The sequence below is a fragment of the Burkholderia pseudomultivorans genome (assembly GCF_902499075.1).
Taxonomy (GTDB): Bacteria; Pseudomonadota; Gammaproteobacteria; order Burkholderiales; family Burkholderiaceae; genus Burkholderia; species Burkholderia pseudomultivorans.
Genome location: NZ_CABVPP010000037.1, coordinates 17,079 through 31,367, shown reverse-complemented (window position 1 = coordinate 31,367; position 14,289 = coordinate 17,079). Strand labels below are relative to the sequence as shown.

The 14,289-nt window shown below is 66.9% G+C and carries 14 protein-coding genes; 7 read left to right on the top strand and 7 right to left on the bottom strand.

The window, feature by feature from the left end; translation table 11 throughout:
* Nucleotides 1–34: 34 nt before the first annotated feature.
* Entirely contained in the window at nucleotides 35–1,006 is a 972-nt protein-coding gene (locus tag BST28156_RS22170; protein WP_254596411.1) for a LysR family transcriptional regulator, read from the bottom strand.
* An 85-nt stretch (nucleotides 1,007–1,091) separates the two neighbouring features.
* Between BST28156_RS22170 and BST28156_RS22165 the strand changes: the two genes are divergently transcribed.
* On the top strand, nucleotides 1,092–1,589 hold the full coding sequence (locus BST28156_RS22165; RefSeq protein WP_174903369.1) for a GNAT family N-acetyltransferase: 498 nt from the start codon (nucleotides 1,092–1,094) through the stop codon (nucleotides 1,587–1,589).
* Nucleotides 1,590–1,656: 67 nt separating this feature from the next.
* Here BST28156_RS22165 and BST28156_RS22160 read toward each other — a convergent pair whose 3' ends face one another.
* The 4 genes from BST28156_RS22160 to BST28156_RS22145 all read right to left on the bottom strand — a co-directional run bounded on the left by BST28156_RS22160 (nucleotide 1,657) and on the right by BST28156_RS22145 (nucleotide 4,872).
* Nucleotides 1,657–2,436 carry an ABC transporter ATP-binding protein gene (locus tag BST28156_RS22160; RefSeq protein ID WP_060245078.1) on the bottom strand — a complete coding sequence of 260 codons (780 nt, stop codon included), beginning with the start codon at nucleotides 2,434–2,436 and terminating at the stop codon, nucleotides 1,657–1,659.
* An 18-nt stretch (nucleotides 2,437–2,454) separates the two neighbouring features.
* Nucleotides 2,455–3,168: an ABC transporter permease gene (locus BST28156_RS22155; RefSeq protein WP_040127938.1), complete on the bottom strand. Its 714-nt coding sequence runs from the start codon at nucleotides 3,166–3,168 to the stop codon at nucleotides 2,455–2,457.
* Nucleotides 3,165–3,854 (bottom strand): ABC transporter permease, encoded by a 690-nt coding sequence (locus tag BST28156_RS22150; RefSeq protein ID WP_060245077.1) that lies wholly within the window; start codon nucleotides 3,852–3,854, stop codon nucleotides 3,165–3,167. The genes BST28156_RS22155 and BST28156_RS22150 overlap by 4 nt, the downstream gene beginning before the upstream one ends.
* 241 nt (nucleotides 3,855–4,095) lie before the next feature.
* The gene (locus BST28156_RS22145; protein ID WP_174903368.1) at nucleotides 4,096–4,872 is read right to left on the bottom strand and encodes an ABC transporter substrate-binding protein; all 777 of its coding nucleotides are present in this window, start codon (nucleotides 4,870–4,872) and stop codon (nucleotides 4,096–4,098) included.
* 358 nt (nucleotides 4,873–5,230) lie between these two features.
* Between BST28156_RS22145 and BST28156_RS22140 the strand changes: the two genes are divergently transcribed.
* Nucleotides 5,231–5,923 carry a pirin family protein gene (locus BST28156_RS22140; RefSeq protein WP_174903367.1) on the top strand — a complete coding sequence of 231 codons (693 nt, stop codon included), beginning with the start codon at nucleotides 5,231–5,233 and terminating at the stop codon, nucleotides 5,921–5,923.
* A gap of 69 nt (nucleotides 5,924–5,992) precedes the next feature.
* Here BST28156_RS22140 and BST28156_RS22135 read toward each other — a convergent pair whose 3' ends face one another.
* Nucleotides 5,993–6,550 (bottom strand): Spy/CpxP family protein refolding chaperone, encoded by a 558-nt coding sequence (locus tag BST28156_RS22135; RefSeq protein ID WP_060245075.1) that lies wholly within the window; start codon nucleotides 6,548–6,550, stop codon nucleotides 5,993–5,995.
* Between the two features lie 225 nt (nucleotides 6,551–6,775).
* Between BST28156_RS22135 and BST28156_RS22130 the strand changes: the two genes are divergently transcribed.
* Together BST28156_RS22130 and BST28156_RS22125 are read left to right on the top strand one after the other, a co-directional pair.
* Complete coding sequence (locus BST28156_RS22130; protein WP_009693256.1) at nucleotides 6,776–7,501, top strand: response regulator; 726 nt, start codon at nucleotides 6,776–6,778, stop codon at nucleotides 7,499–7,501.
* The gene (locus BST28156_RS22125) at nucleotides 7,485–8,801 is read left to right on the top strand and encodes an ATP-binding protein (protein WP_060245074.1); all 1,317 of its coding nucleotides are present in this window, start codon (nucleotides 7,485–7,487) and stop codon (nucleotides 8,799–8,801) included. The genes BST28156_RS22130 and BST28156_RS22125 overlap by 17 nt, the downstream gene beginning before the upstream one ends.
* 45 nt (nucleotides 8,802–8,846) lie before the next feature.
* Here BST28156_RS22125 and BST28156_RS22120 read toward each other — a convergent pair whose 3' ends face one another.
* Entirely contained in the window at nucleotides 8,847–9,110 is a 264-nt protein-coding gene (locus BST28156_RS22120) for a double-stranded DNA-specific endonuclease (RefSeq protein ID WP_009694930.1), read from the bottom strand.
* A gap of 527 nt (nucleotides 9,111–9,637) precedes the next feature.
* Between BST28156_RS22120 and BST28156_RS22115 the strand changes: the two genes are divergently transcribed.
* The 3 genes from BST28156_RS22115 (at nucleotide 9,638) to BST28156_RS22105 (ending at nucleotide 14,273) form a co-directional block, all read left to right on the top strand.
* The gene (locus BST28156_RS22115) at nucleotides 9,638–11,395 is read left to right on the top strand and encodes an ABC transporter permease (RefSeq protein WP_040127934.1); all 1,758 of its coding nucleotides are present in this window, start codon (nucleotides 9,638–9,640) and stop codon (nucleotides 11,393–11,395) included.
* Between the two features lie 22 nt (nucleotides 11,396–11,417).
* Nucleotides 11,418–12,755 (top strand): ABC transporter ATP-binding protein, encoded by a 1,338-nt coding sequence (locus BST28156_RS22110; RefSeq protein ID WP_040127933.1) that lies wholly within the window; start codon nucleotides 11,418–11,420, stop codon nucleotides 12,753–12,755.
* 153 nt (nucleotides 12,756–12,908) lie between these two features.
* Nucleotides 12,909–14,273 (top strand): tyrosine-type recombinase/integrase, encoded by a 1,365-nt coding sequence (locus tag BST28156_RS22105; RefSeq protein WP_006482144.1) that lies wholly within the window; start codon nucleotides 12,909–12,911, stop codon nucleotides 14,271–14,273.
* The last annotated feature ends 16 nt before the right edge of the window (nucleotides 14,274–14,289 follow it).

Below are 14,289 nucleotides of genomic sequence, written 5' to 3'. Positions count from 1 at the left end.
GAGAAAGGTAAGGATTTCGTAATGAAAGCCGGTGTCAGCCGCCATCCGGCCGCGCGTCGAGCAGTTGCGCGCGGATCCAGCGGTGTGCGTCGGTGCGCGCATGTTTGGCATGCGAATAGATCTTCAGCGTGTAGCGCGGTATCTCGAACGGCGCGGGGAAGATGCGGATCGGCGCCGCGGGCAGCAACGCTCGCGCCGCGCGGTTCGGCACCGTCATCAGCAGTGCCGATTCCGCGATCACGAATGGCGCGGCCAGCACGCTCGGCAGCTGCACGGCGACCTGGCGCGCGAGACCGAGGCGGTCGAGCACGTGGTCGACGACGCCGCGCGACTCGTTCCACGGCGTGACGACGACGTGGCGCGCGGCAAGGTAGCGTTCGAGCGTCAGCCGCGTGCCGATGTCCGGATGCGTGGCGCTCGCGATCACCACGTAGTCGTCCGAAAACCAGTCGAAATCCTCGATGCCCGGTGCGTCGGCCGCCGATTCCTCGTGATAGCCGAGCGCGAAATCGATGCGGCCGGCCGCGAGTTCGTCGACGGCGATCTTGCGGTCCGAATGGACCACGCGGATCCGCAGCTGCGGCGCGACGTACTGGATGCGCGCGATGAACGGCGGCAGCACTGCGAACGCCGTATAGTCGGTCGCCGCGAACACGAACGTGCGGTCGCTGTGCGCGGGGTCGAAGCGGCGCGCGCGGGCGAGCCCTTTCGACATCGCGTCGAGCGCGTCGCCGGCCCACGCGGCGATGTCGTCGGCGCGCACGGTCGGCTGCATTTCGTTGCCGAGGCGCACGAACAGCGCATCGCCGATCGCGTCGCGCAGCCGCGCCAGCGCATGGCTCAGCGCGGACGGGCTCATCGCCAGCTCGTGCGCGGCCGCCGCGACCGAGCGGTGGCGGTACAGTGCGTCGAACACGAGCAGCAGGTTCAGGTCGAGGCGGCGCAGGTCGGGGTGCATCATGTTCAGGTCAGGATGAAGAAACTGCACTTCCTGCAGCGGCAGCATGACCGTAGCATGACGGTCTGGTCGGCGCCAGCGCTTGCGGGGCGCCGGGTTTCGTTTCAGTCCGGGCCGCAGGAGGGCCCATTCCGTGCAAATCGACATCCGTTCCGCTACCCCGGCCGACGTGCCGCTGATCCTGCGCTTCATCACCGAGCTGGCCGTCTATGAAAAAGCGGAGCACGAAGTGGTCGCGACGCCCGCGTCGCTGGAGCGCAGCCTGTTCGGCGAAGGCTCGCCGGCCCGCGCGCTGATTTGCGAGGTCGACGGCGAGCCGGCCGGCTTCGCCGTGTATTTCTTCTCGTATTCGACGTGGCTGGCCCGGCAGGGGCTGTATCTGGAGGATCTCTACGTGTCGCCGCGCTTTCGCGGCGCAGGTGCCGGGTTGCGGCTGCTGAAGACGCTCGCGCGGATCGCGGTCGAGTCGGGCTGCGGCCGCTTCGAGTGGAGCGTGCTCGACTGGAACGAGCCGGCGATCCGCTTCTACGAGAGCGTCGGCGCGGCGCCGCAAAGCGAATGGGTGCGCTACCGGCTCGCGGGCGATGCGCTGCGCGCGTTTGCCGACCCCGCGCCGGCGCACGCCCTGTAAACGCAAAACGGGCGCCGCGCGGCCAGCCGCGGGCGCCCGTTCGCGCGCTGCGACGCGCGCCCGTGCGTTACTTGAGGCTGCCCGACAGGAACCCGCGCAGGCGCTCGCTCTTCGGGTTCGCGAACACCTCGGCCGGCACGCCTTCTTCTTCGACGCGCCCCTGGTGCAGGAACATCACGTGGTTCGACACGTTGCGCGCAAAACCCATCTCGTGCGTGACGACGATCATCGTGCGGCCTTCCTCGGCCAGCTTCTGCATCACCTTCAGCACTTCGCCGACGAGCTCCGGATCGAGCGCCGAGGTCGGCTCGTCGAACAGCATCACGTCCGGATGCATCGCAAGCGCGCGCGCGATCGCGACACGCTGCTGCTGGCCGCCCGACAGGTGCGACGGATACTGCTTCTCGACGCGCGGCGCGAGACCGACCTTCTCGAGATATTCGCGCGCGCGGTCCTCGGCTTCCTTCTTCGGGATGCCGAGCACGTTGACGGGCGCTTCCATCACGTTCTCGAGCACGTTCATGTGCGACCACAGATTGAAGTGCTGGAACACCATCGACAGCTTGGTGCGCACGCGCTGCAACTGCTTCGTGTCGGCCGCGCGCAGCGCGCCGGTCTTGTCGAGCGCGGTGCGGACTTCCTCGCCGTCGACGAAGATGCGGCCCGAGTTCGGCTGCTCGAGGAAGTTGATGCAGCGGAGCATCGTGCTCTTGCCGGAGCCGGACGAGCCGATCACGCTGATCACGTCGCCCGAGTTCGCCTTCAGCGACACGCCCTTGAGTACCTCGTTGTCGCCGTACCGCTTGTGCAGATCGTCGACGAAAAGCTTCTGAGTCTGGGAATTCATCAATAGTCCTGCGGAAACTTACTTGCCTTGCGGGCGCAGATACGCGAGCCAGCGGCGCTCGGCCTGGCGGAACAGCCAGACGAGCGTGAACGAGATCACGAGATAGAGCAGGGCGGCGATGCCGAACGCATGGAACGACATGTAGGTGGCCGAGTTCACGTCGCGGGCGATCTTCAGGATGTCCGGCACGGTCGCCGTGAATGCGACGGTCGTCGCGTGCAGCATCAGGATCACCTCGTTGCTGTACAGCGGCAGCGCGCGGCGCAGCGCCGACGGCAGGATCACGCGGCGATACATCGTGAACGTCGACATCCCGTAGGCGCGCGCGGCCTCGATCTCGCCGTACGAGGTTGCCTTGATCGCGCCGGCGAAGATCTCGGTGGTGTACGCGCAGGTGTTCAGCGTGAACGCCAGCAGCGTGCAGTGCATCCCGTCGCGGAAGAACGCGTCGAGCATCGGCGTGCCGCGCACGACCTGCAGGCTGTAGAGGCCCGTGTAGCAGAGCAGCAGCTGCACGTAGAGCGGCGTGCCGCGGAACACGTACGTATACAGCCATACGGCGCCCGACAGCCATTTCCGCTTCGACACGCGCGCAACCGCGAGCGGCACCGACAGGCAGAAGCCGAGGCCGATCGACACGACCAGCAGCCACAGCGTGATCGCGACGCCGGTGATGCGGTAGCCGTCGGTATAGAGGTAGTTGCGCCAGTATTCTTGGATGAGTTCGATCATAGGTCTGCCTTGCGGACGCCGGTCGAGTAGCGTTTTTCAAGCCACATCAGCACGAAGTTCGAGATCGTCGTGATGGCCAGGTAGACCGCGCCGGCGATCAGCGTGAAGAAGAAGAACCGCAGCGTGCCCTTGCCGGCGTCCTGCGACGCCTTCACGACGTCCGCGAGGCCGATGATCGACACCAGCGCGGTCGACTTCACGAGCACCTGCCAGTTGTTGCCGATGCCCGGCAGCGCGAAGCGCATCATCTGCGGGAACATGATCCGCGTGAACACCTGCCAGTTCGTCATCCCGTACGCGCTGCCGGCCTCGAGCTGGCCGCGCGGCACCGACAGGAACGCGCCGCGGAAGGTCTCGGTGAAGTAGGCGCCGTAGATGAAGCCGAGCACCAGCACGCCGGCGAGGAACGGGTCGATGTCGATCTGGTCCCAGCCGAGCGCGTCGGTCGCCATGTTCAGCCAGATCTGCAGGCTGTAGAACAGCAGCAGCATCAGCACGAGGTCGGGCACGCCGCGGATCAGCGTCGTGTAGACGGTGCCGATGCCGTTCGTGATGCGGTTGCGCGACAGCTTCGCGCCCGCGCCGAGCAGGCCCAGCAGGAACGACAGCGCAAGCGAAAGCACCGCCAGTTTGACGGTTTGCCAAGTGCCTGCGAGGATCAGCGGGCCGTAACCTTGTAGAAACATATGTGGTCCCTGGTGTGGTCCCTGCGGGCGCACGCAGTGCGCCGCGAAAGACGCGCCCGCCAAGCTGCGCGGAACGCCCCGTGCGTATCATGACCGTCCGCCCCGGCGGTGCCGGGGCCGCCCGTCGAGCGAACGGCGGGCGGGGAGGCGGGCGGCGCGTGGTTGGCCGGCGCTGCGCAATGCGCGGCGCCCGTACTGCCCGGACGCGGGGCCGCCCCCGCATCCGTTGCTGCTTCGGCGCTCAGCGGGCCGAGTAGACGCTGAACGAGAAATACCGGTGCGACAGCCGGTCGTACGTGCCGTCCTTGTGCATGTCGGCCAGCGCCTTGTTGATCTTGAGCTTCAGGTCGGTATCTTCCTTGCGCAGGCCGATCGCGGTGCCGTCGCCGATCGTCTTCGGATCCTTCACTTCCGGCCCGGCGAACGCGAAGCCCTTGCCGCGCGGCGTGCGCAGGAAGCCGTAGTCGGCCTGCAACTCGTCCTGCAGCGTCGCGTCGAGACGGCCCGAGCCGAGATCGGTATAGACCTGGTCCTGGTTCTGGTACGGAATGACCGTCACGCCCGCCGGCTCCCAGTACGCCTTCGCGTAGCTTTCCTGCGTGGAGCCCTGCTCGACGCCGACGCGCTTGCCCTTCAGCGACGCGACCGTCGGCAGCAGCGGCGAACCGGCCTTCGCGATCATCCGCGCGGGCGCGTCGTACACCTTGTCGGAGAAGTCGATCTGCTCGCGGCGCTTGTCCGTGACGGTCAGCGACGACACGATGATGTCGTACTTCTTCGCCTTGAGCGCCGGGATGATCCCGTCGAGGTCCTGCGCCACCCACACGCATTTCACGTCGATCCGCTTGCAGATTTCCTTGGTGAGATCGACGTCGAAACCGACGATCTCGCCGCTCGGCGCGGTCGACTCGAACGGCGGGTAGCTGGCATCGACGCCGATCCGCACGGTCTTCCACTCCTTCGCGAAGGCGCTGCCCGCCACAAGGGCGAGGGCGGCGCACAGGGCGGCCTTCTTCATTTCCATCCTTTTGTTGCTGACTTTCCGGGGACGCTCGCGGCCGGTCGGGCCGGGCGTCGCGGCGTATTCTAGACGGCCAAAATTCGCGGCTAGGCGATCTGGCGACGACGACCGCCGGATCGGCGGACGCCAAAAGGGCGGTATTTTACCCGAACGCGATACCCGGAAAACGGCAATCCGGCGCAAGCGATCGATTCTTCGATGCGGCTGTTGCGGCAATCGACGTATTCGCAACGAGTATTGCGGCGATTGCGTGCGTGGATGCAACGATGCGGTGCGCGCGCGCGGATTGCTGCGACATCGGCGCGCTTCTACAGTGGCGGCACATCCAGAACAACACGTATTACGGAGTGTCACCATGTTCCAGATTCGCCGCGCCGTCGATCGCGACCTGCGCAGCCAAGGCTGGCACGAATCCCGTCACAGCCTGCCGTGCGCGGCCGGCGGCGCGCCGTCGGCGTTCGGCGCGCTGCGCGAACTGACCGAGGAGTGTCTCGCGCCGACCCGCGGTTTCGGCATGCAGCCCTACCGCGACGTGGAGATCGTCACGCTCGTGCTCGACGGCGCGCTCGCGTACCGCGACAGCCTCGGCAGCGGCGCGATCGTGCGCGCGGGCGGCCTGCAGCGTACCAGCGCCGGCGCGGGCATCGTGCTGAGCGAGACCAACGCGTCGCGCGACCGGCCGCTGCGGCTGCTGCGGTTCCGGCTTGCGCCGGCCGGGCCGGGCGGGCGGCCCGGCTATGCGGAGCGACGCTTCGCCGACGACGAGCGGCGCGGCCGGCTGCGCGTGGTCGCGTCGCCGGACGGCGGCGACGGCTCGCTTCAGGTGCGCGCGGATGCCCGGATCTTGGCTGCGCTGATCGACGGAGGCGAGCGGGCGGTGTACGCGGTGCCGGCCGGACGCCGGGTGTACGCGCACGTCGCGAGCGGCGAGGTGGAGATCAACGGCCATGCGCTGGCCGCGGGCGATGGCGCGCGCATCGGCGGGGTGGACGCGGTCGCGCTGTCGAACGGCCGCGCGGCCGACGTGCTGCTGCTCGACGTCGCGTGAAATAAAAAAGGGACGCGGGCCGGGCGCCCGCGTCCCCCTTGCTGCCCCGCAGGGCAGCGGCCTGCCGGCTTACTGCGCCGGCGCCGACGCGGCCTTGGCCGCCTTCGCTGCCTGGCGGTGCTGCTGCCAGCGTTCCTTCATCTTCTCGTGGCGCTGTTCCATCCGCGCGAACTGCTGCTTGAGCGCCGTGCTGACGGTGGTCTTCTGCTGATCGTTCAGGCCGTTGTAGAACGCGAGCCATGCGGCCGACGTCTGCTGGCGCAGCTGCGCGTTCTGCTGTTCGGCCTGCTGGTGCGCGGCCTGCATCGCGCTCAGGTCGAGGATCGGCTGGTTCTGCTGCGCCTTGAACTGCTCGCGCATCTGCTCGTGGCTCTTGCGCATCGCTTCACGATTCTGCTTCATCGTGTTGAGCGCGGTCTGCCACTGCTGTTCCTGCGACGCGTTCAGCTTCAGCTGGTCGTGCAGCTTCAGCATCACGCCGAACGGGCCGCCGTGGCCGCCGTGCATGTGATGCATGCCGGGGCCGCCCGGCGGCGGGCCGTCGGGTTGTGCGGCATGGGCGGTACCGAAGGCGAGGGCGAGCACAGCGGCGGCAGCGATGGCCACGCGGGAAGTCTTCTTATACATTTCAGAAACTCCTTGTATCCAAAGGGTCCGGCGATGCGGCGGCGGGGCGAGCCTGCTGCCGCATCCGGTAAGACGCAGGTTAGCGGCGGCCGCGCCGGCCGGTGTTACGCAGGGCGGCAGTCGGGTTACAGTGCATTACAGTTCGCTTGCGCGGTAACTCGCAGTAACCCTTTCGTCCCTTTGTTTCGTTCTTTGAGGCCGCCAGCGCGCGGTAAACTTCGAGCCATGACTACCCAGATCCTCATCGTCGACGACGACCAAGAACTCCGCGACCTGCTGCGCGACTATCTCGTGCGCCAGGGGATGGAAGTATCCGTGCTGCACGACGCGGCCACGCTCGAGAAGCGTCTCGAGCGCGAGCGCCCCGACCTGATCGTGCTGGACCTGATGATGCCGGGCGTCGATGGCCTCACCGCGCTGCGCCAGCTGCGCGCGGCGGGCGACGACATTCCCGTGATCATGCTGACCGCGCGCGCGGACGACGTCGACCGCATCGTCGGGCTCGAGCTCGGCGCGGACGACTACCTCGGCAAGCCGTTCAACCCGCGCGAGCTGCTCGCGCGCGTGCAGGCCGTGCTGCGCCGCCGCCGCGCGACGCCGTCGGCGGCCGCGCCCGAGCAGCGCGAGCCGTTCGCGTTCGGCCGCTTCGTGCTCGACTTCCAGGCGCGCACGCTGTCGGTCGACGGCAAGCCGGCGACGCTGTCGAGCAGCGAATTCGCGCTGCTGAAGATCTTCGTGAACCACGCGCTGCGCACGCTCACGCGCGAGCGGCTGCTCGAGCTGCTGCACGGGCCCGAGTACGACGGCACCGACCGCGGCATCGACGTCCAGGTGTGGCGCCTGCGCCGCATCCTCGAGACGGATCCGTCGACGCCGCGCTTCATCCAGACGGTGCGCGGGCGCGGCTACGTGTTCGTGCCCGACGGCGAGGCCCATGCGCAAACCCATTGATTCGCTGTTCGGGCGGCTCGCGCTGCTCGTCGTCGGCGTGCTGCTGCTGTCGCATTTCGCATGGTTTTTCGCGATGCGGCTCGAGCGCAACCAGATGCAGACGCGCTATGCGGTCGAGGAGGCCGCGTTCCTGGTCGACGCGGTGCGCCAGCACGTCGCGCGCACGCCCGACCAGCCGCTGCCGTCGCGCGTGCGGCTGGTGACGCCCGGCAGCGCGGACGTGCCGAAGGGCGACGACGCGAACCTGCCGGCCGCGCTCAAGCGCTTTCGCGACGACGTGACCGAGCGCATGCCGCCCGGCACGCGCGTGGAGATCGGCGCACCGGGGCGTCCGCCGGTGCTGTGGGTCAAGGAGCCGTCCGACCGCAACTGGATCGTCGTGCCGGTGCAGCCGCTGCGGCCGCCGCGCTCGATCGACCGGATGCTGCTGTGGCTCGGCACGATCTTCTCGGCGGGCGTGATCGCCGCGCTGTTCGCGGCGTGGCAGCTGCAGCAGCCGCTGCGCTCGCTGGCGCGCGCGGTCGCGCGTTTCGGCCGCGGGCAGCCGGTGCCGCCGCTGCGCGAGCGCGGCCCGCGCGAGCTGCGCCAGCTCACGCACGGCTTCAACCAGATGGTGGAACAGGTGTCGCAGGCCGAGAGCGATCGGGCGGTGATGCTGGCGGGCGTCGCGCACGACCTGCGCACGCCGCTTGCGCGGATGCGCCTGCGCGCGGAGATGATGGACGACGCGCGGCTGCGCGACGGCGTGGTGCGCGACGTCGACTCGATGTCGCACATCGTCGACCAGTTCCTCGTGTTCGCGCACGGCGGCGCCGATCGCAGCGAGCCGGTGCCGGTCGACCAGGCCTGCGAGCGGATCGCGCGCACCTATCGCGCGGTCGCGCCGAATGCGCCGACGGTCCAGACGCGCCTGACGGCCGACCCGGGCTTTTGCCTGCCGACCGCGACGCTCGACCGGATCCTGTCGAACCTGCTGGACAACGCCCATGCATACGGCGCGCCGCCCGTGCTCGTCGAGACGGCGCGCACGCCGGCCGGCTATGTGCTGGCGGTCAGCGATCACGGCGGCGGGATCGCGCCGCGCGACCTCGCGGCCGCGACGCGCCCGTTCGTGCGCCTCGATCCGGCGCGCGGCGGCAACGGACACAGCGGGCTCGGGCTCGCGATCGTCGAGCGGCTGGTGCTCAGGCTGGGCGGGACGTGCGAGATCGGCAACCGCCCGGAAGGCGGGCTGCGCGTCGCGATGACGTTCCCGTTCGACGTCGTGCCGAAGGGCGAACCGCACCCGCAGGCCGCATAAGCGGCGCAGGCGGCGCCGTGGCGGCCGCCGCCGCGCCGCGCGGCGTCACTCGAACAGCGTGCCGAGCGTCTCCGCGGCGTTGCTGTCGACCGTGTTGTAGGTCACGCTCGTGGCCTCGAAGATATAGACGGTCGTATACCGGCCGAGGCGCTCCAGGATTTCCTCCTGCAGCGATTCCGGCACGACGTTCATGTTCAGGTACCACGTCGTCGACGACAGCCGCGTCTGGAACGACCCGTACTCCTGCATCAGCTCGTAGAACGCGTCGGCATCCTGATCGCGACAGACGATCACCAAGTTTCCTGCCATTCCCTTCCTCCCGCTCGTCGATCGATCCCCGGCGCCTGCCGACGTCGTGCTCCGCGTGCGACTGCGGGCATTCGCCCGCGCGTTTCCCGTGTCGGCAGACCCCGAGGGCCAGCCCCGATCATACCCGCTTCGCCGTGTCCGTCTGCTGACGCGCGACACGGTTTGTGTCCGCATGCGGCAGGCGGGTTCCCGGCCGGGCCGGATCACGGCATAATTCGGGCCTGCGCGCCGGCCGGAACACTGCGGCCGGGCTGCTTCGCCTCGTGCGAGCGTCGCCCCGCCGCGTGTCGGGCACGCTCCGTGCGCGCGGCCGCGACCGCCGCGCCGCCTCCGGACGGTTGGACCTGACATACAGGTTGGTGTAGTGTCGTGCCGTCGCGGGCCGACTCGGCCGGGGCAGCGCATGCACGCACGGCGCGGCGCGCCAGCGTGAAATCGTGAGTCAACCGAATTACCGCGCCCGAGCGCTTTGCCATGAATCAACATCGTCTGCCGGCTTCGTTCGGCCTTACCGGGGAGGGCGCCTGATGGACGTCGGATTCTTCAATCCGAACCGGACCGCCAATGCGTCCGCGTGGCGCGTCCTGCCGAACCGGTGGGACTTCATTGCGTTTCCGCTGATCATCTGCCTGATCGCGATGGCCGTCGTCGGCTTCCACGAGACGATGGCGCCGATCGGGACGCTGCAGACGCAGAAGATCTCGCTCGACCCGTCGAACCTGCCCGAATACGCGCTGCGCACGACGCTGCGGATGCTCGCGGCGATGGTCGCGTCGCTCGCGTTCACGCTGATCTACGGCACGCTCGCCGCGAAGAGCCGCCGCGCCGGGATGGTGCTGATCCCGATCCTCGACATCCTGCAGTCGGTGCCGGTGCTCGGCTTCATCTCGTTTACGGTCACGTTCTTCCTCGCACTGTTCCCGAGCCGCGTGCTCGGCGCCGAACTCGCGGCGATCTTCGCGATCTTCACGAGCCAGGCGTGGAACATGACGTTCAGCTTCTACCAGTCGCTGCGCACGGTGCCGCGCGATCTCGACGAAGTGTCGCGCGGCTTCCACCTGACATCGTGGCAGCGCTTCTGGAAGCTCGAGGTGCCGTTCTCGATGCCGGGGCTGATCTGGAACATGATGATGTCGATGTCGGGCGGCTGGTTCTTCGTGGTCGCGTCGGAGGCGATCACGGTCGGCAACCAGACGATCACGCTGCCGGGCATCGGTGCGTATCTCGCGCAGGCGATCACCGACAAGAACCTCGGCGCGATCGGCTGGGTGATCCTGACGATGACGGTCGTGATCCTCGCATATGACCAATTGCTGTTCCGCCCGCTGATCGCGTGGGCCGACAAGTTCCGGATGGAGAACACCGCGTCGGGCGACGCGCCGCAATCGTGGCTGCTCGACCTCGTGCGCCGCACGCGGCTGATTCATCAGCTGCTGGTGCCGGCCGGCTGGTTCTTCGCGAAGGCCGCGCGGATTCCGCTGCGCCTGCCGCTGTCGGGTGCGATGCGCTTCACGCTGCCGAAAGTCGAGAAGAAGGCGTCGCGCACGGTCGACATCGTATGGGCGACGCTCGTGCTGATCGGCACCGCCTATATCGTGTGGCGCGTGTTCAGCTTCGTGTCGACCGGCGTGACGATGGCCGAGGTCGGCCACGTGCTCGTGCTCGGGCTCATCACGCTGCTGCGCGTGGTCGTGCTGATCGCGATCGCATCGGTGATCTGGGTGCCGGTCGGCGTGTGGATCGGGCTGCGCCCGGCGCTTGCCGAGAAGCTGCAGCCGCTCGCGCAGTTCCTCGCCGCGTTTCCGGCGAACCTGCTGTTCCCGGTGTTCGTGATCGTGATCGCGCGCTTCCACCTGAACGCCGATATCTGGCTGTCGCCGCTGATCGTGCTCGGCACGCAGTGGTATATCCTGTTCAACGTGATTGCCGGCGCGACGTCCTACCCGAACGACTACCGCGAGGCGGCGACGAACTTCCGCATCCGCGGCTGGCAGTGGTGGCGGCAGGCGATCCTGCCGGGCATCTTTCCGTACTACGTGACGGGCGCGATCACCGCGTCGGGCGGCGCGTGGAACGCCAGCATCGTGTCCGAAGCCGTGCAGTGGGGCTCGACCCGGATCGAGGCGCACGGGCTCGGCGCCTATATCGCGCAGACGACCGCCGACGGCGATTTTCCGAAGATCATCCTGGGCATCGCCGTGATGTCCCTGTTCGTCACCCTGTTCAACCGCCTGCTGTGGCGACCGCTGTATGCCTTTGCCGAAGCGAAGCTGCGGCTCGACTGAGACTGATTGAGAGCGAAACGCGATGCACAATCCGAATGCTGTAAACGCCCCCGTCCAGACTCCGCAGCCGCCGCGCCTTGGCGAGGAAATCCTGCGCGTCGACCACGTCTGTCGCGGCTTCAACAAGACGCAGGGCGAACTGCTGGTGCTCGACGATGCGAACCTGTCGCTGCGCGAAGGCGAGATCGTCGGGCTGCTCGGCCGTTCCGGTTCCGGCAAGTCGACGCTGCTGCGGATCATCGCCGGGCTGATCGAGCCGACCGGCGGTGAAGTAACCTATCTCGGCAAGCCGCTGACCGGGCCCGCCGAAGGCGTTGCGATGGTGTTCCAGACCTTCGCGCTGTTCCCGTGGCTGACCGTGCTGCAGAACGTGGAAGCCGGCCTCGAGGCGCTCGGCGTCGGCGCGCGCGAGCGGCGCGAGCGCGCGCTGGCCGCGATCGACCTGATCGGTCTCGACGGTTTCGAGAACGCGTATCCGCGCGAGTTGTCGGGCGGGATGCGGCAGCGCGTCGGTTTTGCGCGCGCGCTGGTCGTCGATCCGACGATCCTGCTGATGGACGAGCCGTTCTCCGCGCTCGACGTGCTGACGGCCGAGACGCTGCGTACCGACCTGCTCGACCTGTGGACGCAGGGCCGCATGCCGATCAAGTCGGTGCTGATCGTCACGCACAACATCGAGGAAGCAGTATTCATGTGCGACCGGATCCTCGTGCTGTCGTCGAACCCGGGGCGCGTGATCGCGGAGATCAAGGTGCCGTTCAAGCATCCGCGCAACCGGCTGGATCCGGCATTCCGCAAGCTGGTCGACGACATCTACGCGAAGATGACGGCCCGCCAGACCGGCGAAGCGACGAAGAAGGGGCTCGAACTCGGCAGCTGGCTGCCGCAGGTGTCGACCAACCTGATGGCCGGCCTGATCGAGACGCTGGCGATGGCGCCGTACCACGGCCGCGCCGACATGCCGGAAATCGCGCGGTCGCTGCATCTGGAGGTCGACGACCTGTTCCCGATCGCGGAAGTGCTGCAGTACCTCGGCTTCGCGGACGTGCGGGAAGGGGACGTGTTCCTGACGCCGCCGGGGCGCGTGTTCGCGGAATTCGGCACGCAGGAGCGCAAGCTGATGTTCGCCGATCACCTGCTCAAGCATGTGCCGCTGGCCGCGCGGATCAAGAAGGTGCTGAACGAGCGGCCGGGGCATCGCGCGCCGCGGGTGCGCTTCGAGCAGGAGCTGGAGGATTTCCTGTCGGACGGCGCGGCCGAGGAGACGCTCGACGCGGTGATCGACTGGGGTCGTTACGGCGAGATTTTCTCGTACAACGATCAGACGGAAATTTTCAGTCTCGAGGACGTCGAGTCCTGAAGACTGCGGATGGATGAATATGGAGCGGCATCCATGTAAGCGAAAAAATCAATAGAAAACAATGTCTAACGTGACGGCGTCCCGATTTTTACGTTGACTTAGATACCTTTATGTTCGCACAATTTGCCTACATGGTGCCTACTTGGGGCTGGAATGGCAAAGCAAAGTTTTACAGCGGCACGGGTTGAGGGCTTCGGGTGTGAGCCAGGAAAGCAGCAGACAATCCATTGGGACGCAAGGACGCCTGGCCTAGGCTTGCGCGTTACTGCGGCTGGCACGCGGGCCTACGTTTTTGAGTCTAGGCTGTTCGGCAAAACAGTCCGAGTGACCATCGGCGATGCTCGAGCTTGGGATCTCGGTAAGGCTCGCATCGAGGCCAGCAAGTTGAAAACGCTGGTTGACGAGGGCAAAGATCCCAGGGAAGTGAGGGCTGACCAGCGGGCGGCTCATGAAGCTCGGCGGGCAGAGGCTCGGAGGAAGGACGTAACGTTTGGTGAAGCGTGGGACGATTACGTCGAAACGCGTAAGTCCTTTTGGGGTGCGCTGCATTACCGTGATCACCTCCAACACGGCGGCGTTGGTGGCCAACCTCGAAAGAGCGGCATGGGCACAAGAAAGGCGGGACCGCTTGCGCCGTTGCGTCCGGTCAAGCTTTCTGACCTGACGGGAAAGTGCGTGAGCCAGTGGCTCGCGGCACAGTCATCGGAGCGTCCTACCGTATCCGCCCTCTCCTTTCGTCTATTGCGAGGGTTTATTCGATGGGCGGCGGACACACCGGCCTACGCTGGAATCATTCCGGCGGATGCCTATTCGTCGCGAGCAGTGAAGGAGGTGGTGCCGCGCGTCAAAGCGAAGGAGGGCGATTCTCTGCAGCGCGAACAACTCAAGACCTGGTTCTGTGCTGTACGGGACATCGAGAATCCGGTCATCAGTGCCTATCTGCAAGGCCTTCTGATAACTGGTGCGCGGCGCGAGGAATGGGCGTCACTTCGCTGGGAAGATGTCGATTTCCAGTGGCGAAGTCTTGTCCTTGACGACAAGGTCGAGGGCTCTGGCGGCCGGACAATACCCCTGACTCCGTACTTGGCGAGCCTTCTTCTGAACCTGAAGCGATTGAACGAGACGCCGCCGAGTAGCCAAAAAGTCGCCCGGCTGGCAGCGAAGGGGGAGCAGTGGAGTCCTTCGCAATGGGTCTTTTCGAGTGCCAAAGCGGCCGATGGCAAGATTGCAGATCCCGGTGTTGCGCACCGTAAAGCATTGGCGGTCGCAGGCCTACCCCATGTGACATTGCACGGACTTCGTCGCTCATTCGGTACGCTGTCGGAGTGGGTCGAGGTGCCGGTCGGTGTTGTTGCGCAGATCCAGGGGCACAAGCCCTCCGCCATCGCCGAGAAGCATTATCGGCGGCGCCCGCTTGATCTGCTTCGGATGTGGCACGATAAGATTGAAGCGTGGCTGTTGGTGCAAGCAAATATCGACGTCAAGCCAACCACAACACAGCCACAGTCACCGAAATAGTCCCCGAACAACGCGG

Bases quoted from the DNA above. Each gene is read 5' to 3' on its own strand.
- BST28156_RS22170 (WP_254596411.1), bottom strand. From the start codon at position 1,006: ATGCTGCCGCTGCAGGAAGTGCAGTTTCTTCATCCTGACCTGAACATG.
- BST28156_RS22105 (WP_006482144.1), top strand. From the start codon at position 12,909: ATGGCAAAGCAAAGTTTTACAGCGGCACGGGTTGAGGGCTTCGGGTGT.
- BST28156_RS22115 (WP_040127934.1), top strand. From the start codon at position 9,638: ATGGACGTCGGATTCTTCAATCCGAACCGGACCGCCAATGCGTCCGCG.
- BST28156_RS22145 (WP_174903368.1), bottom strand. From the start codon at position 4,872: ATGAAGAAGGCCGCCCTGTGCGCCGCCCTCGCCCTTGTGGCGGGCAGC.
- BST28156_RS22155 (WP_040127938.1), bottom strand. From the start codon at position 3,168: ATGATCGAACTCATCCAAGAATACTGGCGCAACTACCTCTATACCGAC.
- BST28156_RS22140 (WP_174903367.1), top strand. From the start codon at position 5,231: ATGTTCCAGATTCGCCGCGCCGTCGATCGCGACCTGCGCAGCCAAGGC.
- BST28156_RS22150 (WP_060245077.1), bottom strand. From the start codon at position 3,854: ATGTTTCTACAAGGTTACGGCCCGCTGATCCTCGCAGGCACTTGGCAA.
- BST28156_RS22130 (WP_009693256.1), top strand. From the start codon at position 6,776: ATGACTACCCAGATCCTCATCGTCGACGACGACCAAGAACTCCGCGAC.
- BST28156_RS22135 (WP_060245075.1), bottom strand. From the start codon at position 6,550: ATGTATAAGAAGACTTCCCGCGTGGCCATCGCTGCCGCCGCTGTGCTC.
- BST28156_RS22125 (WP_060245074.1), top strand. From the start codon at position 7,485: ATGCGCAAACCCATTGATTCGCTGTTCGGGCGGCTCGCGCTGCTCGTC.
- BST28156_RS22160 (WP_060245078.1), bottom strand. From the start codon at position 2,436: ATGAATTCCCAGACTCAGAAGCTTTTCGTCGACGATCTGCACAAGCGG.
- BST28156_RS22120 (WP_009694930.1), bottom strand. From the start codon at position 9,110: ATGGCAGGAAACTTGGTGATCGTCTGTCGCGATCAGGATGCCGACGCG.
- BST28156_RS22110 (WP_040127933.1), top strand. From the start codon at position 11,418: ATGCACAATCCGAATGCTGTAAACGCCCCCGTCCAGACTCCGCAGCCG.